Source organism: Martinezella hainanensis, from assembly GCF_900094555.1.
Classification (GTDB): Bacteria; Pseudomonadota; Alphaproteobacteria; order Rhizobiales; family Rhizobiaceae; genus Rhizobium; species Rhizobium hainanense.
The window spans coordinates 304,444-326,282 of the sequence record NZ_FMAC01000007.1 but is presented as its reverse complement, the minus strand read 5'-3'; the positions used below and the strand labels follow the sequence as shown (position 1 = coordinate 326,282).

The following is a 21,839-nucleotide window of genomic DNA, read 5'->3' as shown; positions in this document are numbered from 1 at the left end:
GATGGGTCTCCTCCCCATTTTGAACGGATACAGCATGGTGGCCAGTTGACCTCTCCTCATTTCCATGCTGCATTAATTAGATTAAGTTACTTTGGTTTGATGTCAAGTCGCAGCTCGGGAGGATTGAGATGCTGGCGACATTCAACAGCAGCTAGCGGCCTCAAGCCGCATTTCCCGATCGCATAATAGTCGAGCCATTGCGGGCATCCGCGATGGGCGGCGGGGTTTTGCCCTGGCTGGCGGATGCTGGCCGAACCGGACATCTATGGAGGATCAGATGCGCCTACTCATTCTCGGCACTGGCGGAATGGCCAACAAGCATGCGGCAAGTTTCAAGGAGATCGAGGGTGTCAGCGTCGTAGGCGGCGTTGACGTCGTGCCCGAGCGATTGGCCGCCTTTTGCTCGGAACACGGCATTCCCAATCATTTCAGCTCGCTCCAAGAAGCGCTCGCCTGGGGCGAATTCGATGCCGTCGCCAATGTGACGCCCGACGCGGTTCACCACGCGACGACGCTGCTGGCAATTGCGGCTGGCAAGCATGTCTTCTGCGAAAAGCCGCTTGCGACCGACGCGATCAAGGCAATGGAAATGACCGAGGCGATAGAAAAGGCCGGTAAGGTCGGCATGGTGAATTTCACCTACCGCAATTCGCCGGCCTTGCAAAAAGGTCGGCAAATGGTGCTTGCCGGCGAGATCGGCGAGGTGAGGCATGTCGAAGCCTCTCATCTGCAGAGCTGGCTTGTCGGCAGGCATTGGGGAGACTGGAAGTCGGAGAGCAAATGGCTGTGGCGCCTCAGCAAGAAGCACGGTTCGAACGGAGCGCTTGGCGATATCGGCATCCATATCGTCGACTTTGCCTCTTATGGTTCCGGGCTCGACGTGGCCCATGTCTTTGCGCGGCTAAAGACCTTCAACAAGGCGCCGGGTGACAAGATCGGCGAATATGATCTCGATGCGAATGACAGTTTCACGATGAATGTCGACTTCACGACGGGAGCGATTGGCACGATCCAGGCGACGCGCACCGCCGCCGGCCAGATGGATCAACTGCGTCTAAGGGTCTATGGCGAGACGGGTTCGATCGAGATGATCTACGACACGGGAAAGTCGACGCTTAGAGCCTGCCTTGGCGAAGATGTTCACACGGCAACATGGCGCGATATCCCCTTCGATGATGTGGAGACGAACTACCAGCGGTTCGTCCAGGCCGTCAGAGCGGGCAAGACGCAAGAGCCATCATTCCGCCGAGCGGCCAATATTCAGAAGGTTCTGGACAAGGCGCTGGCTTCGGATGCCAGCCATAAAGACGAGGCGCTTGCCTGAACCGGCGACGGTGGGTCAGGCGGAAACCGGTGGCAGCAGGGTGTTGAGGAAAGGCAGCAGTGCCGCCCCCAGCGCCACGCCGCCACCGCTGAAGCTTGCGGGTTTCATCGGCGAAATCCAGGGCGTCAGGAAGGGCCTTTTCGACGTGTCGCGGCGCTCGACGGAAAGCTGATGGATCAGCGCCTCGATGACGCCTCGCGGCAGGTCGCCGCCGATCATGATGACGCTTGGAGCAATGAAGCCGGCAATCGCGATGATCGGGTCAAGAAGGTGGCTTGCTGCCTCGCGTATCCACGGCGTCAGCAGCGGGGAAGCCGGCTCCTCGCCCGCCAGAATGCGTCTGAATTCATCGTCGCTCATCAATCTGCGCAGCGCATCGAAGCCGACGACCGTGTTCAAACGGATATTGTCGGGGCCGGTGCGCATGTCGCCGATATTGCCCGCGCGTCCATGAACGCCCGAGTAGGGAATGCCGCGAACGAGGAAGCCGGCCTGGACATCCTCGTCGATGATAATCATTGCGAGCCCGCCTTTCGGCGCCGGCGTACCGATCGTGCGCTCGGCGAGCAGGCTTGCCGTGCATTCGTTCTCGACATAGCTGCGCGGGAATTTCGATGCGGCATCCAGCTGGTCGCTTTCTTCCGGGCTCCAGTCATTCGAGCCTATTCCCAAGCCGATGATCGCCGCGCCGGTGTGACGCGCCATCATGGCTTCGACGACTGACAGAACCGAGGCCACTCTTGACCTTGCCGCTACCGGAAAATAGGTGCGATCATGAACCTGGCCACTGAGGTCGATCAGTACGGCTTCGCCGCGGCTCCGGCGAACCCTGACACCGAGCGAGAAGGCTCCTTCGGGCCGCAGTGCAAATTCCGTTGACGTCGCACCGCCGCCGGCGCCATTGCGCCGATGCGACGTCACCAGCCCTTCATCGCCAAGCCGGCGCAGAATGTTGGTGATCCCCGGCCCGGTCAGTCCGGAATGCTTTCCGAGCTCCATGCGGGTCAGGGGACCGTGGCGCCGGATTGCCTCCAGGATGACGCGGATGTTTCTGTCGGCGATTTCTCCCGACCGCAGACCGAGTGTCTTACCCCGCGTAACGTCCGTCTCCTCCGGCAGATGCCGTCGTGGCCCGGATCGAAGATACCGCATAGCCGATTTCCTTGCGTACCTTCACGCTTGTGTATCACGGACAAAACTCTCGCAACTTATTTCTTGTGCGCTTGACGCCAAAACAAAGTTACTTAATCTAAACCGGGCTATGCGATCCGCTTGGAGGAGATGGGACGCAGGGCCTGCGACCTGTTTGCGCTGATATGTTCTCTCCTCCGCCGTCAGTTGCCGATCTTCCGATAGGACCCGCCATGTCTCTCTCTATTGCCCAACGCCTTGATCGCCTGAAAGTCCGCACTGCAGAGCTTGCGCATTGGCGCGACAGGCAAAGCCTTACGATCGACGGCTGGACGTTTGACGGGGAGCCTATTGCGCATCATCAGGATTGGCCGCACCGTAAGGGAACGGTTCGCTTCGCTGCCACGGCAACGGTGCCGCAAGACTGGCCGCTTGAACAGACCCGTCTGCAGCTCGATCTTGGGGGTGAGAGCCTGTTGACGCTGCGTTATCCCGATGGCCATACCGAGACGTTCGGGCTCGACCCCTATCACCAGGAGTTTCCGCTCAAGCACTGGGAATTCTCGATTGCAACCGAGAGCGTCGCGCGGTTTCCTTTCGGAGAGCCGAACAGGGTACCGAAGCTGAACAAGGCGCGATTGATCTGGCTGGATGAACCAGCCCACAGGTTGCATCTCCTGTTGCAGCAGATCAGCGAGGCGGCCGATATCCTCGATGATCACGAAGTCGTGCCGCATCTGATCGATGCGGCCGAACAGGCGCTTCGCAGCCTGGACTGGCCCTCGGACACGCCAGCCTATATCTCGCGCACGTCAACCGCAGCGATGCAGCGGAAGATATGGGAGCTGCCGGAGCTTCAGGATAATCCAGCCGGTCTCAACGAAGCGCAGAGCGCCTCGGCGGCCGCTGCCTATGATCGTCTGCTCGCGCAGCTGAAAGAGCTGCAGAAGCGTTTTCCGCAAAACGGCGAGCTGTTGTTGACCGGCCATGCCCATATCGATCTGGCGTGGCTTTGGCCCTATGGCGAGACGCGCCGCAAGATGCGCCGCACCTTCAACACCGCGCTTTCGCTGATGGAACGCTCCGACGACTTCCGGTTCAACCAGTCGACTGCCCATTATTATGCGCAGATGGAGGAAGATGATCCGGAATTGCTGGAACGGATCAAGAAGAAGGTGGCCGATGGCAAGTGGGAAACCGTCGGCGGCATGTGGGTCGAGCCCGATACCAATATGCCGACAGGCGAGAGCCTGGTGCGCCAGGTTCTCTATGGCCAGCGCTTTTTCGAAAAGCATTTCGGTCTGCGCCATAGCGTCTGCTGGCTGCCCGATTGCTTCGGCTTTTCAGGCGCCTTGCCGCAGATCCTCAGGCTCGGAGGTATCGACAGCTTCTTCACGATCAAGGTGAACTGGAGCGAGACCAATCATATTCCATCCGACCTGTTCTGGTGGAAGGGGCTCGACGGCAGCAAGGTTCTGACCCATACGTTCGACAATCCCATGCAAGGATATAACGGCTTCGTGCAGCCGGATTGCTTCGTGCCGACGTGGAAGAATTTTCGCGGCAAGACCGAGCACGACACATCGCTGCTGGCCGTCGGCTATGGCGACGGCGGTGGCGGCGTCACGCCTGAGATGGTCGAGCGCGAAGTGCAGTTGCGGGACTTTCCTGCGATCCCCAGGGCACGCTGGGGCACGGTGAAGAGCTATTATGAAGGGGCTCATCGCACCGCGGCGCAAAAGCAGCTGCCGGTCTGGGATGGCGAAATCTACCTCGAACTGCACCGCGCGACGCTGACGTCGCAAAGCGGCGTCAAGCGCAAGCACCGCCAGGCCGAACGCGCCCTGATCACGGCGGAGACGCTGGCCTCGCTCGCCCATATGCTGGGTGCTGCCAAACCTCAAAGCCTCGAGGCGGATTGGCGGGTCGTTCTGAAGAACGAGTTTCACGATATCTTGCCGGGGTCCAGTATCCGCGAGGTCTATGTCGATGCCGAGCGCGAACTTGATGGCGTGATCGGCAATGCCAAGGCAGAGCAGGCCAAGGCTTTGAAGGTGCTGTCGGCCCATCTTCCGGCAGGCGGTGTTGCGGATGCGCTTGTTGTCGTCAACCCGTCGCTTTCGCCGCGCCCGCTCACCGCAACCCTATCGGATGGAACGGTCCTGGCTTCGGCCGATTCCGTTGCGCCTCTTTCCGTCGCGGTTTTCGATCGCAAAGCGCTGAAGCCCGCCGGTGGGCTCAAAGCCGATACCCATCATCTCGAGAACGAGCATCTGTCCGTTGTCATCGGCAAGGATGGTGCCGTATCAAGCCTTGTTCACAAGGCGACCGGGCGGGAGGCGATCGAGGGGGCAGCCAACCAGCTCTGGGCCTATCCCGCAGACAAGCCGCGCAACTGGGATGCCTGGGACGTGGATGCCGATTATGCCGAGAAAGGTATCCGGCTCGATCAGCCGGAGAGCATTACCCTGGTCGAGGAGGGGCCGCATCGCGCCGCGATCCGCGTCGTCAATCGATATCGCCACTCGACCGTGACCCAGCTCTATGTTCTGACGGCCAATGCCCACAGGCTGGATATCGAAACGACCATCGACTGGCACGACCGGCGCACTTTGCTCAGAACCCTGAACCCGGTTGCCGTGCGGTCGCGTACCGCGACTTTCGAATGCGCCTTCGGTATCGTCGAGCGGCAAACCCACACCAATACGTCCTGGGAGCAGGCGATGTTCGAGGCGGCGGCGCACCGCTTTGTCGATCTGAGCGAGCCCGGCTTCGGCGTCGCCCTGCTCAACAACGCCAAATACGGCCACAGCGCTCGCGGTAATCTCCTCGGCATGAGCCTCGTGCGCTCACCGATCTATCCCGATCCGCTTGCCGATGAAGGTCAGCAGAGCTTCACCTATGCGCTGATGCCACATGAGGGCGCCTGGTATGAAGGTGGCGTTCTGCCGGAGGCGATCGATCTCAATCAGCCGCTGGTCAGCATCGAGGCCAGCGGTCTTGCGGCCGGCACCTCGTCGCCGCTCGGCATCGAAGGCATACCGGTCGCCTTTTCGGGCCTGAAGCCGGCCGAGGAAGGGGAGGGCCTTGTCCTGAGGCTTTACGAACCAGCCGGCCGGCGCGGCCGCCTGTCGCTGACCCTGCCGTCGGGATGGCAGACATCGGGGCCGCTGAACATCCTCGAAGAGCCGATCGAACGCACCGGCCCCGCCGACATCATGCCGTTCGAAATCCGGACCTGGAAGTTGCAGCGGAGCTGACGGCAAAGTTCGGCTCTGTTGGACTACCGCCTTGCTCAGGAGAGCCGCCTCGTCAGCGGCTCTCCAATATCCGCATCAGCCGGCCGCGATAGCTGTCGAGAATGACGGCCAGAACGATGACGGCGCCGATGACGATCGGCTTGATGTTGTCGTCGGCGCCGAGTAGCTGCAGCCCCGTGGACAGCACCTGCAGGATGCAGGCTCCAACAAGCGTTCCGATGATCGATCCCTTGCCGCCGGAAAGGCTGGTGCCGCCGATGATGACGGCTGCGATGGCGTTCAGTTCATAGCCGATGCCTGCAACCGGGCTGCCGACATTGAGACGGAGCAGGTAGACCATGGCTGCAATGCCGGCGGTCAGTCCGGAAATGGTGAAGACTGCGATCTTGTATCTCTTCGGTTCATGCCCTGACAGGCGGACAGCCTCCTCGTTCGTCCCGATCGCGAAGACGAAACGTCCGAACACCGTGTAGCGCAGCACGAACCAGCCGATGAGGACGACGACGATTGCGATCAGGAAGATCGACGGAAAGACGCCCCAGAAGATCAGATTGCCGAAATCGACAAAGGGTTGCGGCAGGCCGGTGATGGTGGAGTTGTCGCTGACGACGCGCGCCAGGCCGCTTGCGACGTTGAGCATGCCGAGCGTGACGATGAAGGATGGAAGTTTCCATTTCTCGCAGATCCATCCGTTGATGGCACCCAGGATCGCGCCGGCGCCCATCGAGGCGAGCGAAGCAAGAACGATCGCCTGCCACGGAGAAAACCTCGGGTCGATCATGATCGTCGCGCCGATGACTGTGCAAAGGGCAAGCAGTGACCCGACGGAAAGATCGATACCGCCCGTGAGGATGACGAAGGTCATGCCGGCGGCGAGCACCGTGTTGATGGCGATCTGCACGAAGATCTTCAGGAAATTCTCCGGCGTCGCGAAATACGGCGCCGTCAGCGAGAAGAAGATCAAAATCAGGACGAGAGCGATGGCGACGCCGGCCTCTTTCATCGAGATCCGGATGAGCTTGTCCCAGACGCTGGCCTCTTTCGCCTCGGTCGTCTTTTCAATGTTGCCGGACACGACTGTACTCCTTGTAAGCGAGTGAGAGGATCCTGCTCTCGTCAAAGTGCTCCCGGGCTATTTCCCCGGCTATCTTGCCGTCCGAGAAGACGATGATGCGGTGGCAAATGCTCATGAGTTCCGGCAAGTCCGAAGACACGACCAGAACGCCTTTTCCCTCGGCGGCAAATTTCCACAGAAGCTCGTAGATTTCCGCCTTGGCACCGACATCGATGCCGCGCGTCGGCTCGTCGAAGATCAGCACTTTGGGACCGCGAAACAGCCATTTGGCGATGACCACCTTTTGCTGGTTGCCACCTGAGAAGGTCCTGACGGCCTGATGGATGGATGGTGTCTTGATCCTGAGTTCGCGCACCAGGCGTTGCGAATGGCCGTCTTCCTGCTTGCGGATGATCAAGCCGTTGCGGGAGACCTTGCCAAGATCGGTGATGGTGGTGTTCTCGGCGCAGCTAAGGTCGAGCATCAACCCTTGAATCTTGCGGTCTTCCGTTGCCAGGCACAGTCCCGCAGCCACCGCATCCTTCGGCGACGTGATATCGATCGCCTCGCCGTCCACACGGATTTCGCCGGCAGCCTTGGCGTCAGCGCCAAATATGGCGCGAACCGCCTCGGTGCGGCCGCTGCCAACAAGCCCGGCAATGCCGACGATTTCTCCCTTGGCGACGGAAAATGACAGCTCCGGGCTGTGGCGCGTCACCTTCAGGCCGGAGACGCCAAGCGCCTCGCCGGATATGGTGCTGTCGCCGCGGAAGGCGTCGTGCTTCGCGAGTTCACGCCCGACCATGAGTTCAACGATTTTCGGAATGCCGAGCCCTTCGAGCGGCCGCGTAATCACGTGCTGTCCGTCGCGCAGGATGGTCACGTCGTCGCCCACCTCGAAGATCTCCTCGAGCCGGTGCGATATGTAGAGCGTGGTGACGCCGCGCGCCTTCAGCCGCTTCAGAATCTCAAAGAGACGGTCAACTTCCTTGGAGGTCAAGGTCGCCGTCGGTTCATCGAGGACCAGAAGCTTGCTTTCGTTGGAGAGCGCCTTGGCGATCTCGAGGAGCTGAAGCTGGGCGACGCTCAAGCTGCTGGCAAGCGTCGTCGGTGCCACGTTGAGGCCGACTTCGGCCAGCAGTTCCGCCGCCCTGGCGTTCATCTGCTTGTAGTTCACCAGGCCGTATCCGCGCGGCAGATGCTCAAAAAGCAGGTTCTCGGCGACGGTGAGATTGGAAAGAGGATGCAGTTCCTGGTGGATAACCCGGATGCCCGCCTTGAATGCCTCCAGCGGCGAGGATGGATGATAGGCTTCGCCGTCAAACAGGATGCGGCCGTCGTCCGGCTTGAAGACGCCGCCAAGCAGATTGATCAGGGTCGATTTTCCGGCGCCGTTTTCGCCAAGAAGTATGTGACCCCTGCCGCGGCCGATCTCTATCGAGACATCCTTCAGCGCCACGACGCCCGGAAAGCGCTTGCCTATTCCTTCCAGCTTCAGGATGGCATCATCGACTGTCTCTGGCACGTCCACCTCATGCGCGTTTCTGTTTCGAATTGGAGAGGGTGGCCGCCCTTGTGCCGCCGTCTGGCAGGATTCAAAGTTCGATCCTGAGCGGGCGGCAAGAAGAGCGATCGCGGAGCGGATGCGCCGGCAAAATGCCGACGCATCCCTGTCCGCAAGACCGATAGTATCGGCTATTTGAGATCCTTGGCGGTGACGAGCGTTACATCCGTCTTGACCCAGCCGGTGAATTTTTCGCCGGCATATTCGCGAAGGCCGTACTTGATGCCCATGGCCGCCATTTCCGCACCATATTGCTCGACGGTGGCCAGCATCTTGCCGTCCTTGATCAATGGCTTGACAGACGGAATGTTATCGAAGCCGACAACCTTGATCTTGCCTGCCTGGCCTGATGCGTCAAGCGCCTTGACCACACCGAGGGCCATGGAGTCGTTGGCGGCCATGACGCCTTGAATATCCTTATATTTCGTGAGGAAATTCGTCATGACGGTATTGGCTTCCTCGGTCTCCCAATGCGCGGTCTTGCTGTCGAGAAGATCGAGCTTGCCGGCCTTGATCGAGTCCATGAAGCCGACCTTGCGCTCCTTGGCATTGTCGGCCTCTGGATTGCCCTCCAGAATCACGACCTTCGCGCCAGGTCCCAGATCCTTGGCAAGCGCGTCGCCGGCAAGCTTGGCGCCGGCCGTGTTGTCGGGACCGAAGAAGGCGAGGTCGATACCGGCCGCCTTCTTGGCATCGGCATCGAGCGGCACGTCGATATTGATGACCTTCACGCCGGCCTTCACGGCCTTGGCAAGCGGCGTCGCCATGGCCTTGGAATCGGCAGGCGCTACGACGATGATGTCGTATTTCTGCGTCACGAAGTTCTCGACGGCATCGACCTGCGAGGCGAAGTCACGCTCGTCCTTCATGCCGACGGCCTTGAAGTCGAACTTGTCCTTGTTTTCGGCCGCATACTTGTCGGCGCCGGCCTTCATCTGCTTGAAGAACTCATTGGACAGGGATTTCATGATCAGCCCGACCTTGGGCTTGCCTGCAGCAAAGGCAGGCGAGACGCCGCAGGACAGCGCAAGCACGAGAGTGCCGGCCAGCCCGAACTTCAGCGCTGCACGCCGTTTTGCGTTGATCAAGACGGATTCATGCTTTGTAGAATTGGTCATTTCTTTCCTCCCGAACGGTCCTGGGCTCAGCTCCACCTGAGTTGTCTGCGACAATGAACCGTTTCCACGCATATTGGGTAGCATGCCGCCAAGAATTGTCAAGGCGCCGAATTTCGGACTGAAAGGTAGCTGAAATTGTAACTTTACCAGTCCGGGAAGATAGATATGATGAACCGTTTCCATCTGACGCGAGCTTTGCTCTCGCGCGGCGGAGGATAGGCTTGACATGCAGCCTTTGACTAAGGCGGCAGAGATCATTAGCTGAGAGCCCGGATCAGGCGCATCCAGGGCGTCTCGGAAGGTGAAATGAAGGGATATTGGTTCCGTTATGCCAAAGGTTGGAATTCGAGACGTTGCCAAGCTGGCGGGAGTTTCCACCGGGACCGTTTCACGAGTTTTGAATGATCATCCTTCCGTTACGGATGAATTGCGGGCTCGGGTCAGGGGCGTCATCGAGGAGCTCGGTTATATGCCCGACCCCTCTGCCAGAAGCATGCGCGGCAAGGTCAGTCGTCTCATCGGCATCATCATTCCCGACCTCACCAATCCCTTCTTCTCGGAACTCGTCCAATCCGCGGAACAAGCAGCAGCACGACATGGCTATAACATCATCGTCATGACCTCTTTTGACCATGCGGCCAAGGAGGCGGATCGGATCGGCCAGCTGACAAGTCGGAAGGTGGATGGCATCATCCTTGTTCCGAGCAACGATTTCCATACGCTCAAGCTGCCGAAGGGGCTGCCGATCGTCATCGTCGACCGCCTCCTGCCGGGATATTCCGGCATTGCTGCCGATCATCGCAGTGGCGTGCGCCTCGGCGTCGAGCATCTTGTGAAGCTTGGCCATCGCCGCATCGGCTTCATTTCTGGTCCCAAAGACTCCGTCCCCGCCAACGATCGTCTCAAGGGCTATCTCGATGCGATGGAACTCGCCTGCGATGGCGAGCAGAATGCGGCGCCGCTGATCGCAGAAGCGGCTTTCGACTATGAAAGCGGCCGGTCTGCCGGAAACTATCTTCTCGCGCGCGCGCGTCACGAGCGCCCAACCGCCATATTCGCAAGTTCCGACCAGCAGGCGATTGGCTGCATGCGTGCAGCCCACGATTTGGGAATCCCGATCCCGGCTGCCCTTTCCATCGTCGGTTTCGACGGCATTCCGCTCGCAAGCATGACAACGCCACGCCTGACCACCGTGAAGCAGCCGATTCAGGAAATAGCAGCAGCGGCAGTCGCTGTTTTGCTGAGCAAGCAGGATGCCCCGGGCCTCGGCAAACCACTCTTGCTGGGCTGCGAGATTTCGGAGGGGGAAACAACCTCTTCACCGCAGCCGGATTGAAAGCTGATGATATGTCGGTGATCGCAGCAGGCGCTATAGCCCAATATTGATGAGTTGCATGTATCTTTTTATCTGTGCGTATTGATCCGCTGATATGTCTTCAGCAATCTCCGAGCTGTATCGGAATTGCTTTACCATTGCACTGTTTATACCCGTCAAATCCCGAGCGTATTAAGCCAGTCGCTGAAAGTGGATGTCTCCGTCTTCCGCGGTAGATGCTCTATCTTGCAGTCCCCGGTATGTCTGCGGACTTCGCTTGGGCTGTAGCCGAATTCGTGCGTAAAGGCCCGGCTGAAGTTGGCTGCCGATTCGAAGCCGAGATTGCCGGCGATATCTGCAATTTTCTGACCATTGCTCACGTCGGCAAGTGCTGCGCGTGCAGCCAGAAGTCGTCTTCTGCGCACGTAGTTCAAGACGCCACCCGATGCCTGGAACAGTTCGTAAAGCCTGGTTCGGGAGATTGCCAATTCACGGCTCAACGCTTCCGGAGTTAGGTCTGCTGATCCGAGATTGCTCTGGATAAAGCGACGAGCTTTCGTCATCAGTCCGATCTCGGAGCTGCGATCGCCGGTCATATGGCCATCCACCAGCGGTGTGACGCTATGAAATATCATCTCTTGCAGCTGGTTGCGTACACTGTGGAGATCGTCCCTTGTCAAACGATCGAGGTTTGCTTCGAGAAAAGCGATGTAGTCAGCCAGCAGCTTGACGCGTGAGCCCCCCAGGACAATGTTGTTGCTTGCTCCAGGCAGTCCGCCGTGATCGGCAAACAAATCGCAAGGTAGAATGAGGGCGACAGCTTGCGCGCTTACGGTGCGGCCGTAAAACGGGCAGCCAAGCGCCCGGATTTCCATCATGCCAGGCTCGTTTTCGACCACATGCCCATTGACGCTGGTCCATGTCTTGCCCGTGCGCAGGAAGGTGATTTGCCAATGGTCTATGGCGCTGAAGCGCACTTTCTCCGGTGAGCGCTCGTAGCTGAAGGCTGGCGTTTGTTGCTGGATGAAGAGCACCCCTTCAAGATTCCAGACGGTTTGACTTGCTACGAAACCATCCCCCGCCTGAGCGCTTTCGGGGAGATAAGCGTCTATCAGCGGCGCCATATGCTTCTGCCAGGCTGGGAATTGCTGGCTGGGAGCCTCATTGGATGTGGAAAATGGCAGCGACGCGAGCTCTGGCAGATCTGTGGTCTGGCCGCAAAGTGGAGCTTCGGAAATGCGAGGCCACCGGCGCCTTTCGACAAAAGCTGATTGTCCGGCGGTAATCTCGGTCTTGTCCCACATCATCGTGGTGGCCTTTCGACAGAACATGCCAAATCGGCTGGTAGTCGCCGCGGTGTGCTTGCCACAGGCGGATGAAGAGGTCCCGCGCTCATGGAGGCGAATAACAGACGCCCAGAATGGACCGCGCGCGAACAGTACAGGCCTCTTATGTCTGCGATCTTCCCCATGCGTCGCAAAACAGCCCGAATTTCAGTCCATCCGAGCGCCCGCCAGGTGGCGGACGGACATAAAGGAAGTGACCGTATCATGTCTCGATAAAAGAATTCTGCCTTGCGGTGTGCCTTGGCCGGCAAACCAAAGAAGTCTGTGGATGTCTGAGCTAACGCTCTGTGCATCCATCGAATGTTGCGCCAAGTTATTACCATTGCAGGCAGCATTGTTGCAGATCCCCGCCCGAAGGCCATGAGGGGAAATTAAGCAGATTTCGTTAATATTTTCAAGATATTTATAGAAATTGCTTAAATATTTTCCGCTGAAATACACGAATGAAACTTGTCAAGGAGAGTAAACTTATGAGTTTTTGGAAAAACTCTTGCAATCTATCCGCTGGTAATCGAAAAATTGGTGTTGCTGTAGCGGCAATACTTGCGATTGCATCTTCGATAGTCATGACTGAAAATGCAAATGCTGCCGAGAGCGCACATGTAAAGAATAAGACTGTTCAGCTGTATATGAAGAAGTATCAGAAGAACAATGTTGTATTCTATAGTGGAAACTCACTCGCCAAAACGACTTCGGTTTCTGCCCAGGATTACTTCAAGGGGTCTCCCTATATCTGCACGCCAAGTGGGTTTGGAAGAACGTCGCATTGCTACAATCGCAGCGCATTCTGAGTTGAACCGGTCGATGTCGCGCGGTGCGCGCGGCAAAGAATAGGGGCATTTCCCGGATAGCGGTTCGACGGAACAGGTGAGACGCATGCCGTTCGCTATCCAAGTAAAAGCCCCTATGCGAGTATTCGACTTCAACCGGGCAGATGTCTGCGAACATAGTCGCCCGGCCGCAGTTTCAGAACTTCGTCATCATGTTTGATTGGATTATGACGGAACACATACCATTTTCCGCCTGATGCTCGTTTCTGATAGATGATCCCGGCTTTCTTGCGATGCAGGAAGCAGGACACGTTGGGTGCGGCACTTTTCTTGCTGTACCAGACAGCGCTCATGCAGAGCCTACCGCGATCGGTCGCATACCAGATGCCCCGTGCGTAGGATTTTTTGGCACCCGTGTGCGACCAGGCCGTAAATCGACGGTGATGACGAGAGAAGAAACCGGCCCCGTCTTTCCATATCCAGGAACGTCCCGCGTAGAGCTTTTTCAGTTCCTTGGCGCTCATCGGCATGGCTTGATGAGCCGCACGTGCAGTCATTCGATCGATTTGATGTTGCGTCGCCGCGTTCGCGGTGCCGACCAGCAGCATCGCGAACATGGCATTCAGGATGATGAAACGGAACCAAGACATGTGTTTCTCCTCAAGCTTTCATCATCGCGGTCAATTCAACAGGGGCGGCGTGGCAACGCGCCAGTCCGGCCGGCCCAGACCATCCGGCCAGGGGTAGACTTCACGGTCGTTGAAGTAGACGACCGCTTTCAGGTCAGGGAATTCGGAATGTGGCTTGTTGGCTTCCTCGGCCCATGCGTGAACATAGGCCTCATTTCCCTGGTAGCCCAATTCCGCGATCACGATGGGTTTCTTGAAGCGCTTCACGCGGTCGTAGCCGGGTTTGGTCGCTTCTACAAAGGTCGAATCCCGCCCGAGCTTGCGCAGATCGAACGGCTGGTAACCGAAGACTGACAGCCCGACGACGTCGACGAATGAATCACCGGGATAATAGGCTTCGAGCCCATCCTTGCCCATCGGCGACCACATGTACTTTGCCGAGGGAAGGCTCTTGCGGCAGACGGTAACGGCGTGTCTGTAGGCTTTCACGTAGTCGTCCGCTTTCCAGTAGGCCCAGGTGAACTGTCCGTTCTTCTCGTCCATTTCCTGAGCCCAGCGAATGGTGACGGGCGCATTGAGCTTGGCTGCCGCAGAGCAGATTGCCGTCATGTTGGAATCGTAGTGACCCGCCAGAATTCCATTGAGAAGATCGGTTGGCGTGACGCGCCAGTCGCGAGCCCATGACCAGGGCTCGACGGTGATCAACAGCGAACGGCCGCGCTTGCGGGCATAATCGTCTGCCGTACTCAGCGTCGACAGATCGACATCTTCCCAGGGCAGGAAGAGATGCTCGATCTTCGGACTGGGGTCATTGGAAAAGTCCCCGTTGGGATCATAGGCACCCCCCGGTAGCGATTGGGGTGTGATGATCGGCCTCTTGTCGTTGAAGAGAGGCCGGGTCTCGGCCTTTGCATCCAAGCCGTTACTGGCAGCGTACACGCCCCCGCAGAGGGCGCCAGCCGCAAGCAAAGCCGTTGTTAGTTTTGATAGAGTTTTCATCGCATTGCCTCCTTCCTCTATTCGGTCTTGCGGACGGTCAAAGAGGTCTTCAAGGCCTCCAGTCGTTGTGAGACCAGATCGTCGGCGATCAAGTTTGTCGCCTCATCGGTTTTCTTGGTGATGGGATGGCGGAACACGAACCATGCTCCGCCAGTCTCGCGTTTCTGATAGATCGTTCCATCGAGAATGCGATGGACGAAACAGGTTTTCGCCGGAAACTGGCCGTTTGCAGCATGCCAGGTTGCGTCAAGGCATAGGCGGCCCGTATCCGTCACAGCCCAGCGGCCTTCGGCCCAGGATTGTCCGCCGGTTCCGTCGACCCAGGCTGAAAATCGACGGTCGGTATTCTGCATTCGGCCAGCGCCATCGGGCCAGCGCCAGCTCTTGTCGTGATAGAGCATGTAAAGTTCGGCTGCCGTCATGGGTCTTGCGCCATCCGGCACCTTGGTGGTCGTCGCGGCTACGGCCGCATTGCTCCCCGCTGCAAGCCCAAGCACGATCGCACATGCCAGCGATGCTGCAGGGACCAGGGAGGTCTGTTTCCTTGATGGCTTCATATTATTTCTCCCGTATTGTGATTGGGACGAGCTTTGGCGTTGCCGCCTTTACGGCTCGCGGCCGGTTTCGCCGCTTGGCAATATCGCGCAGGCTGCTATGTGTGCTTGCCGACTTACCTATGGCGCAGACATGAAAGCCAATCTGGCGGGCGGCTTCCGTATCCAGCGCATTTCGCAGATCTATGAGAACAGGCTGACGCAGCTTCTGCTTGAGCTGAGCCAGGTCGATCTTGCGGATGGCGTCCCATTCCGTCATGACGACGACGGCATCCGCATTTTTCGCGCATTCATAGAGATCCTCGTAGAAGTCGACGCTGCTGAGGACCTTTGCTGCATTCTCGATGCCGACGGGGTCATATGCCCGGATGCGGCCGCCCAGGCGCTGCAGGGTTTCGATGAGCGGCACGGACGGCGCATCGCGCATGTCGTCGGTATCGGGCCTGAAGGTCAGGCCGAGAACGGCAATCGTCAGGCCGTCAATATCGCCGCCAAGTGCCTTGGTGACCTTGCGTGCCATGCGCCGCTTGCGCGTCTCGTTGACGGCGAGGGTTTCCTCGACGATACGCAGCGCCACGCCATGGTCCTGCGCCGTCTGCAATAGTGCGAGCGCGCTTTTGGGGAAGCATGAGCCGCCATAGCCGGGGCCGGCGGCAAGGAGGCCTGCTCCGATGCGCTTGTCGAGCCCCATGCCGAGAGCAAGCTCTCCGACGTCGCTGCCCATCTCCTCGCAAAGGTCGGCAAGCTCGTTGATGAAGGTGATCTTCGTGGCGAGAAAGGCATTGGCAGCATGCTTGATCAGCTCGGCCGTCCGACGCATCGTGATGATGACGGGCGTATTCTGGCGCTCGATTGGGACATCATAGAGCTCGACGAGCCGCTTGCAGGCCCATTCTTCCTCCACGCCGAGGACGATACGATCCGGAACGAGAAAATCGTGCACGGCAACGCCTTCGCGCAGAAATTCCGGATTGGAGGCGACGGCGAAGGTGCCTGCCGTCCGGGCCGAGCTGATGATCCTGTGCACGGCGTCGCCGGTTCCGACCGGCACCGTCGATCTTATCACCACAACGCTATCAGGCGAGATGAGCGCTGCAAGTTCGCGCACTGCCTGATAAATGACGGAAAGGTCGGCGTCCTCTTGCCCTGGATGCGGCAGAGCAGCGATCGCTATGAAGACGATAGCCGCGCCTTCGACGGCCTTTGCGATGTCGCAGGTAAAGTCCAGCCGTCCCGCGGCATAGTTTCGCTCCACCAGCTCGTCGAGATCCGGCTCGTAGATCGGCATCCTGCCGTGACGAAGAGCGGCGATCTTATCGGCATTCTTGTCCACACAGACGACACGATTGCCCCATTCGGCGAAGCATGTGCCGCTGACCAAGCCTACATATCCGGTTCCAATAACAGCTATTTTCATGTGCGTTCCCGCCAATAGCGTCCTTCCCGTCATGAACCTCAGTTGTCTGTGTCACTCACGTGCCAGTGTGGATTGAGAACCATTCTGTGCAGTCCACGCCCGCCAATTCCTGCGCCTGCCACCGAAAAGCGATTGTCGAACAATACGTAGCCGTCGGTGTCCCAAATCAGTGATTGCACTCCGGCGCGGCCGTGCTCCATGATGCCGACAAATGGCAGGGCAGTCAGAGCAAGCAGAGCGCTCGCGAGCGCCGGCCGATAAAGGCGCTTATTCGTGCTGAGCGTGTTTTCACGCGCATGTTGGACGATGATGACCAGCAGCAGTAAAGTATAGATGGCAGCATTCATCGTTGCGAAGATATAGAAGCCGCTGCTCTCTTCGACGCTGACAGACAGCACCGGGGCGATGGAGGCGAGAGAGAGCATGGCATAGGGTGCAAGGACCCGGAACGGCAGCGGGTCGACTTCCGATGTGCCTTTCGGAGTGACGCGGAAATCCACGAACGATCCGGTCGCCCAATCGCGAATGGCAGCCAGAGCACCCACGAGCGCCCACGGCCAGCGAGCAAACAGGAACAGCGTCATCTCCCAGCTCAAGATCCTGGCATCGACCGGTCTGAACGTATGCGTACTGCGCCAGCGATAGGCGAACAGGATCAGCAGGACGGATTGCGGCACGAAGTGCAGCAGGAAGTCGGGATAGGATACATCGACAAAGGTCTTTCCTCTGATGAGCGCGACGATCGGCATGATGAACATCAGCGCCATGAAGAGCGAGAAGAGGGAATACCAGAGCTGCGAAAACAGGAACTGGATCTTGAGACGTGGCGGCAGCCGCTTGATCAAGCTCGGTGAGTACTGCAGCAGGATCATCATCAGGCTGCGCGACCACTGAAACTCCTGGGTGATGAGATCGGCAAAGGTGCGCGGGCCATCGCCATGAGCAATGGCATCGAGCGCATGAATGCCACGCCAACCATGCGCATTCATCATCAGCGTGGTGGAATGGTCTTCCGCCAGCTCAGGCCCCAGCCCGCCAATGCTCTTGAGGGCCTTGGTGCGAACGGCATAGTGCGAGCCGATGCAAAGCGGCGAGAGCCCGTGATTGAACCCCGCCTGAAGCGATCCGTGCATGCTGGCTTCCGCATAGAGACGGCCACGTGCCGACCAGCTTTCACGAGCGTTCTGGTCGCAAATGCTCGGCGCGGATACATAGCCGACTGCCGGATCGGCGAAGGGACGAAGCATTTGGAAAAGATAGCCTTGCTCGGGCACATGATCGGCATCGAGCTGCACGACGAAATCATAGCCTTCATAGCCGTATTGATCGTAGAAGAAGGCAAGATTGCCTTCCTTGCAGCGGGTGCGCCGCGGCCATGTCTGGCGATGATAGTCTTCCCGTCCCTTCCGGGTGGAAACCTGGACACCATGTTTGCGGCACCAATCCAGCGTCGAGGGTGACGGGTCTTCATCTGCAAGCCAGGTGTCGTGCGGCACCTCCTGCGCCAGCATCGCATCCAACGTCCGGGCGACCACCGCAAAGGGCTCCGATGGCGCTTTGGTTACGACCATGGCGATGCGGCTGCCCGCCGGGAGCCGCAATTGCCCCGTCGGCTTTTCGGCGCGAAAGAAGACGACGATGAAATAGGCCGGAATGACCGTCACCCAGGCAAGCACCAGGGTCAGCAAGACCGACCCTGCAACGTCGACATGGTGTGCGGGCGTAAGCCACCAGCTCCAGAAATAGCCGAGTGCCGCAAGCCACAGCATGGCGCAAACCGCATATTCCGCGCGCTGGCGACCCTGCAGGACCGGCGTCATCAGCGCCCTGTCCTTCATTGCTTCGGCTCGTGTCCGGATCGATGTCATCCTCGCATCTCCAGCCCGAAGAAGGGAGCTGCGGTCCGGATGATCGTGTCGATATCCGAATGCAGAGCGCGGAAGCCGAGCTTTTCGGCGGCAAGATCGGAAGCGGCATAGAGGGCAGGCGGATCGCCCGGTCGCCGCCTGTGCATGACGACAGGAACCTTGCGCCCGCAAACACGCTCGATCGCGCCGACGATCTCCTTGATCGACGTGCCGCGTCCTGTCCCCAGATTGACAGCGAGATTGCCGCCGCCGGCCAACAGATATTCGACTGCCAGGACATGCGCCCTGGCAAGATCCAGCACATGGATATAGTCGCGCACACAGGTGCCGTCCGGTGTGTCGTAATCGTCTCCATAGACTTCCAGGGTTTCGATCGTGCCGGCCGTTGCCAGCAATGCGCGGGGAATGAGATGCGTTTCGGGATCATGCCATTCGCCGAGCTCTTGCTCCGGATCGGCGCCCGAGGCGTTGAAATAGCGCAGCGCCACATAAGAAAGTCCGTAGGCCGCCGAATAATCGGCAAGCATATGTTCGGCAATCAACTTCGTTCTGCCATAGGGATTTATCGGCTGGGGCATCTCGCATTCGCGGATCGGCAGATGGGTGGGAATTCCGTAGATCGCGCAGCTCGATGAAAAGATCAGCTTATCCGCTTCCGTACGGCGGCATGCCTCCAGAACCGACAGCGTGCCGTTGACATTGTTGGCATAGTATTTCGCAGGATTCTCAACGGACTCGCCGACATAGGCCGAGGCGGCGAAATGTATGATTGCCGCAGGCCTGTGGTCCTCGATCGCCTTGGCAAGACGGGGCGTGTCGAGAATATCTCCTTGCACAAAAGGCCCCCAGCGCACGGAGGTCAGGTGCCCCGTCGAGAGGTTGTCATAGACGACCGGCTCGAAGCCCCGACGATGGAGGAGCTTTGCGGTGTGGCTGCCGATGAAGCCGGCGCCACCCACGACGAGTATCTTTTGCCTGATCATCACGCAACCTCGAAAAGCTCGCTGTTCGGACGAACCAGCTGACGTTCGAAGTAGGCGATGGTGGATTTCAGCCCGTCCGCCAAGGCGACGGATGGTTCCCATCCCAGTTCGCGTTTTGCGACGGTGATGTCGGGCCGGCGCTGGCGCGGATCGTCGATCGGCAAGGGCTTATGGACGATCTTTGAGTTCGAACCGGTGATCGCGATGACCTGTTCGGCAAGGTCACGCACGGTAAATTCCGCCGGATTGCCGAGATTGACAGGCGTATGGATGGCTGTTTGGTCGGCCATCAGTCGAACGAAACCATTGATCAGGTCGGCGACATAGCAGAACGAGCGCGTCTGGGAGCCATCGCCATAGACGGTGATGTCCTGGCCCTTGAGTGCCTGGACGATGAAATTGGAAACGACACGGCCGTCGTCGGGGCGCATGCGCGGCCCATAGGTGTTGAAGATGCGCGCAATCCTGATATCGACGCCGTGCTGGGCGTGAAAGTCACGGAAAAGAGTTTCGGCAGAGCGCTTGCCTTCGTCGTAGCACGAGCGGGGGCCGAAGGAATTGACGTTGCCCCAATAGTTCTCCGGTTGCGGATGTACCAGGGGATCTCCATAGATCTCCGAGGTCGAGGCCTGGAAGATGCGCGCTTGGTGATGCGTGGCAAGCTCCAGCAGATTGAGCGAGCCGAAGACGCATGTTTTCATCGTATGGATCGGATCGGCCTGATAATGCGGCGGAGATGCCGGGCAGGCCAGATTGTAGATCTCGCTGACAGGCAGATCGAGTGACGCTATGACGTCGTGGCGGATAAAGCTGAATGTGTCGTAGCGAAGCAGATGCCATAGATTGTCCATCCGCCCCGTTGAAAAATCATCCACGCAGATAACTTCGTGACCATCCTGCAGAAGTCGATCGCAAAGGTGCGAGCCGAGGAACCCCGCGCCTCCCGCAACAAGAATAGTGCGTCTCTTCGTATTTTTTGGAGCTACACTTGCAGATTTGAACGCTATGCCCATCAAACCCTCCCGGTAATTTAGACACGCAGCCGAGTATTCAGGGCGAAGTAAGACTTCCGCCCCTGTTCAAGGCTTTTACAACTGGGAATTATTGCTGCAATTTACGGTTATAGTTTACTAATGTTTAACTATGCTGTCGTTATCAGGGAATGCAGAAGTTTTACATTCTGTCCATTTTTACGGCTATAATAATAGGTGCGTTCTCTCAAGATAAATTACATTGAGCGCATGTTTTAAGCTGAAGTTTTTACTATGGAATTTATATATACTTATATTCTATAGCATATCAATAGAATATCATTGAGTATTTCTATTTATGTTCGCCTCAGACGGAAAAACCGACAGGCGTAAGGGGGAGCGAACCGAAATTCGGCTTCAAATAAATTCGCGCAATATGCTGTGTCACGATGCGCCTCTTCTCCAGCAAGTTTTCGTGTCCGAGCGCGGCGCAACGGCGACAAAAGCGCTGTGGCTTATTTGAGATTTTGTAAGCGGACATCCCATAAGCCGAATGCCCGGGCGCATGAGCTTTCTGGCACCCCGTGGGAACACCCCGGATAAGGGGCGTGAGCGTTTGATGGCTAGGTCAGGCGCAAATCCAGGCGCGGATGCAGCTTTTTCAGGTTTGGCAATGATTTCATCTGCCAGGGAATTTGCGACGAGCCGCACACGGTGAGGTGGATATCTGGATGCTTGCGTGCCTCTATCGTCAGTTTGGCAAGCAGGTTGATGCCCGAAGAATTCAAGAATTGCAGACCGGTCAGATCGAAAGTCGCTTTGCCTCCACCACCATGAAGGATTGTCCTGGCCAGATCATAGACCGGCGCATAGGCATCGGGACCAGCCAGACGCATGGTTCCGTCAAAATACAAAGTACTGCCTTCGGACCAGACGCGGAATGCTTCTTCTTTGATTTCCATAAAGGGCCTCTCGCGGGTTCACGCCGATGATATCGCCATCGCGGCATAGGTTTGCAGCTTGATCCGTTTGTGCGGACCATCCTCTTCGAAATGCCAGGCCAATTGAACCTGGTAGTCGCTCATCAATGTCAACAGTCCTAACCCGGATGCATTGTCACCGGCAAGAACGCTTGCCTCGATCTGTTCTATCAGGAGATCGCTGGGGTCGCCGGCTGTAACCCTCAGCAATAATTCCTGGAAACGGTTAGTCGCTTCGCGGTCGATCAGGTTCACGATCCGCATTCTGAAATGATGGGCATCCCTCAGCGCCTCGATAAGGATCTCGCCCGAGGAGCGGAACTTGATGGAGTTTTCGATGAGCTCGTTGGTCAGGTAGCCTATGTCGTGTCGCACCGTCTTATATTGACGCTCGGAAGCGCGGAAGCCGAGCGCCATAGTCTCCGCGATAAAGTCGGATGTCATGGCCGAATGGCGCCATGCCAGATGAAGAGGTCCGTCGAACAGGCGAATACGAAGAGCGTTGGTGCCGTCGAACGAAACCAGATGTTCCTTGCCGAAAGTTGCCGTCCTCATC

18 protein-coding genes are annotated in these 21,839 nt (G+C 58.2%); 4 read left to right on the top strand and 14 right to left on the bottom strand.

Going from position 1 to position 21,839, the window contains the following annotated elements; genetic code table 11:
- Window positions 1-277: 277 nt before the first annotated feature.
- Window positions 278-1,324, top strand: coding sequence for a Gfo/Idh/MocA family protein (locus GA0061100_RS22915; RefSeq protein WP_075855031.1), 1,047 nt, complete (start codon window positions 278-280; stop codon window positions 1,322-1,324).
- Between the two features lie 15 nt (window positions 1,325-1,339).
- Here GA0061100_RS22915 and GA0061100_RS22910 read toward each other — a convergent pair whose 3' ends face one another.
- Entirely contained in the window at window positions 1,340-2,476 is a 1,137-nt protein-coding gene (locus tag GA0061100_RS22910) for an ROK family transcriptional regulator (protein WP_075855030.1), read from the bottom strand.
- A 212-nt stretch (window positions 2,477-2,688) separates the two neighbouring features.
- Between GA0061100_RS22910 and GA0061100_RS22905 the strand changes: the two genes are divergently transcribed.
- Window positions 2,689-5,715: an alpha-mannosidase gene (locus GA0061100_RS22905; protein WP_075855135.1), complete on the top strand. Its 3,027-nt coding sequence runs from the start codon at window positions 2,689-2,691 to the stop codon at window positions 5,713-5,715.
- A gap of 52 nt (window positions 5,716-5,767) precedes the next feature.
- On the opposite strand, the gene GA0061100_RS22900 is transcribed toward GA0061100_RS22905, so the two are convergent.
- The 3 genes from GA0061100_RS22900 to GA0061100_RS22890 form a co-directional block, all read right to left on the bottom strand.
- Window positions 5,768-6,790, bottom strand: coding sequence for an ABC transporter permease (locus GA0061100_RS22900; RefSeq protein WP_075855029.1), 1,023 nt, complete (start codon window positions 6,788-6,790; stop codon window positions 5,768-5,770).
- Window positions 6,774-8,300: a sugar ABC transporter ATP-binding protein gene (locus GA0061100_RS22895; protein ID WP_425298696.1), complete on the bottom strand. Its 1,527-nt coding sequence runs from the start codon at window positions 8,298-8,300 to the stop codon at window positions 6,774-6,776. Before GA0061100_RS22895 ends, GA0061100_RS22900 begins: the two co-directional genes overlap by 17 nt.
- Before the next feature lie 164 nt (window positions 8,301-8,464).
- Complete coding sequence (locus GA0061100_RS22890) at window positions 8,465-9,451, bottom strand: sugar ABC transporter substrate-binding protein (RefSeq protein WP_075855027.1); 987 nt, start codon at window positions 9,449-9,451, stop codon at window positions 8,465-8,467.
- Window positions 9,452-9,779: 328 nt separating this feature from the next.
- Between GA0061100_RS22890 and GA0061100_RS22885 the strand changes: the two genes are divergently transcribed.
- Entirely contained in the window at window positions 9,780-10,787 is a 1,008-nt protein-coding gene (locus tag GA0061100_RS22885) for a LacI family DNA-binding transcriptional regulator (protein ID WP_075855026.1), read from the top strand.
- A 155-nt stretch (window positions 10,788-10,942) separates the two neighbouring features.
- On the opposite strand, the gene GA0061100_RS22880 is transcribed toward GA0061100_RS22885, so the two are convergent.
- A complete protein-coding gene (locus GA0061100_RS22880; RefSeq protein WP_075855134.1) occupies window positions 10,943-12,073 on the bottom strand; it encodes a helix-turn-helix domain-containing protein in 1,131 nt (376 codons plus the stop codon).
- 509 nt (window positions 12,074-12,582) lie between these two features.
- Between GA0061100_RS22880 and GA0061100_RS22875 the strand changes: the two genes are divergently transcribed.
- Window positions 12,583-12,903: a hypothetical protein gene (locus tag GA0061100_RS22875; RefSeq protein ID WP_075855133.1), complete on the top strand. Its 321-nt coding sequence runs from the start codon at window positions 12,583-12,585 to the stop codon at window positions 12,901-12,903.
- Window positions 12,904-13,034: 131 nt separating this feature from the next.
- Here GA0061100_RS22875 and GA0061100_RS22870 read toward each other — a convergent pair whose 3' ends face one another.
- The 9 genes from GA0061100_RS22870 to GA0061100_RS22830 all read right to left on the bottom strand — a co-directional run bounded on the left by GA0061100_RS22870 (window position 13,035) and on the right by GA0061100_RS22830 (window position 21,838).
- Window positions 13,035-13,532, bottom strand: a complete 498-nt coding sequence (locus tag GA0061100_RS22870; RefSeq protein WP_075855025.1) for a DUF995 domain-containing protein — start codon at window positions 13,530-13,532, stop codon at window positions 13,035-13,037.
- A 30-nt stretch (window positions 13,533-13,562) separates the two neighbouring features.
- Window positions 13,563-14,510: a glycoside hydrolase family 26 protein gene (locus GA0061100_RS22865; RefSeq protein ID WP_075855024.1), complete on the bottom strand. Its 948-nt coding sequence runs from the start codon at window positions 14,508-14,510 to the stop codon at window positions 13,563-13,565.
- Window positions 14,511-14,527: 17 nt separating this feature from the next.
- A complete protein-coding gene (locus tag GA0061100_RS22860; protein WP_075855023.1) occupies window positions 14,528-15,067 on the bottom strand; it encodes a DUF995 domain-containing protein in 540 nt (179 codons plus the stop codon).
- A gap of 1 nt (window position 15,068) precedes the next feature.
- The gene (locus tag GA0061100_RS22855) at window positions 15,069-16,481 is read right to left on the bottom strand and encodes a UDP-glucose dehydrogenase family protein (protein ID WP_075855022.1); all 1,413 of its coding nucleotides are present in this window, start codon (window positions 16,479-16,481) and stop codon (window positions 15,069-15,071) included.
- Between the two features lie 38 nt (window positions 16,482-16,519).
- Window positions 16,520-18,349: a glycosyltransferase family 2 protein gene (locus tag GA0061100_RS22850; protein WP_075855021.1), complete on the bottom strand. Its 1,830-nt coding sequence runs from the start codon at window positions 18,347-18,349 to the stop codon at window positions 16,520-16,522.
- Window positions 18,346-19,332, bottom strand: coding sequence for a UDP-glucose 4-epimerase GalE (gene galE, locus GA0061100_RS22845; protein WP_075855020.1), 987 nt, complete (start codon window positions 19,330-19,332; stop codon window positions 18,346-18,348). The genes GA0061100_RS22850 and galE overlap by 4 nt, the downstream gene beginning before the upstream one ends.
- Window positions 19,332-20,345 carry a UDP-glucuronic acid decarboxylase family protein gene (locus GA0061100_RS22840; RefSeq protein WP_075855019.1) on the bottom strand — a complete coding sequence of 338 codons (1,014 nt, stop codon included), beginning with the start codon at window positions 20,343-20,345 and terminating at the stop codon, window positions 19,332-19,334. Before GA0061100_RS22840 ends, galE begins: the two co-directional genes overlap by 1 nt.
- 581 nt (window positions 20,346-20,926) lie before the next feature.
- Window positions 20,927-21,265 carry a slr1659 superfamily regulator gene (locus GA0061100_RS22835; RefSeq protein WP_075855018.1) on the bottom strand — a complete coding sequence of 113 codons (339 nt, stop codon included), beginning with the start codon at window positions 21,263-21,265 and terminating at the stop codon, window positions 20,927-20,929.
- Between the two features lie 18 nt (window positions 21,266-21,283).
- A complete protein-coding gene (locus GA0061100_RS22830) occupies window positions 21,284-21,838 on the bottom strand; it encodes a slr1658 superfamily regulator (RefSeq protein ID WP_075855017.1) in 555 nt (184 codons plus the stop codon).
- Window position 21,839: the final 1 nt, after the last annotated feature.

Excerpts from the sequence above, each read along its gene's own strand:
- GA0061100_RS22915 (WP_075855031.1), top strand. The coding sequence starts at position 278 with ATGCGCCTACTCATTCTCGGCACTGGCGGAATGGCCAACAAGCATGCG.
- GA0061100_RS22910 (WP_075855030.1), bottom strand. The coding sequence starts at position 2,476 with ATGCGGTATCTTCGATCCGGGCCACGACGGCATCTGCCGGAGGAGACG.
- GA0061100_RS22905 (WP_075855135.1), top strand. The coding sequence starts at position 2,689 with ATGTCTCTCTCTATTGCCCAACGCCTTGATCGCCTGAAAGTCCGCACT.
- GA0061100_RS22890 (WP_075855027.1), bottom strand. The coding sequence starts at position 9,451 with ATGACCAATTCTACAAAGCATGAATCCGTCTTGATCAACGCAAAACGG.
- GA0061100_RS22885 (WP_075855026.1), top strand. The coding sequence starts at position 9,780 with ATGCCAAAGGTTGGAATTCGAGACGTTGCCAAGCTGGCGGGAGTTTCC.
- GA0061100_RS22880 (WP_075855134.1), bottom strand. The coding sequence starts at position 12,073 with ATGATGTGGGACAAGACCGAGATTACCGCCGGACAATCAGCTTTTGTC.
- GA0061100_RS22875 (WP_075855133.1), top strand. The coding sequence starts at position 12,583 with ATGAGTTTTTGGAAAAACTCTTGCAATCTATCCGCTGGTAATCGAAAA.
- GA0061100_RS22870 (WP_075855025.1), bottom strand. The coding sequence starts at position 13,532 with ATGTCTTGGTTCCGTTTCATCATCCTGAATGCCATGTTCGCGATGCTG.
- GA0061100_RS22865 (WP_075855024.1), bottom strand. The coding sequence starts at position 14,510 with ATGAAAACTCTATCAAAACTAACAACGGCTTTGCTTGCGGCTGGCGCC.
- GA0061100_RS22860 (WP_075855023.1), bottom strand. The coding sequence starts at position 15,067 with ATGAAGCCATCAAGGAAACAGACCTCCCTGGTCCCTGCAGCATCGCTG.
- GA0061100_RS22855 (WP_075855022.1), bottom strand. The coding sequence starts at position 16,481 with ATGAAAATAGCTGTTATTGGAACCGGATATGTAGGCTTGGTCAGCGGC.
- GA0061100_RS22850 (WP_075855021.1), bottom strand. The coding sequence starts at position 18,349 with ATGACATCGATCCGGACACGAGCCGAAGCAATGAAGGACAGGGCGCTG.
- galE (WP_075855020.1), bottom strand. The coding sequence starts at position 19,332 with ATGATCAGGCAAAAGATACTCGTCGTGGGTGGCGCCGGCTTCATCGGC.
- GA0061100_RS22840 (WP_075855019.1), bottom strand. The coding sequence starts at position 20,345 with ATGGGCATAGCGTTCAAATCTGCAAGTGTAGCTCCAAAAAATACGAAG.
- GA0061100_RS22835 (WP_075855018.1), bottom strand. The coding sequence starts at position 21,265 with ATGGAAATCAAAGAAGAAGCATTCCGCGTCTGGTCCGAAGGCAGTACT.
- GA0061100_RS22830 (WP_075855017.1), bottom strand. The coding sequence starts at position 21,838 with ATGAGGACGGCAACTTTCGGCAAGGAACATCTGGTTTCGTTCGACGGC.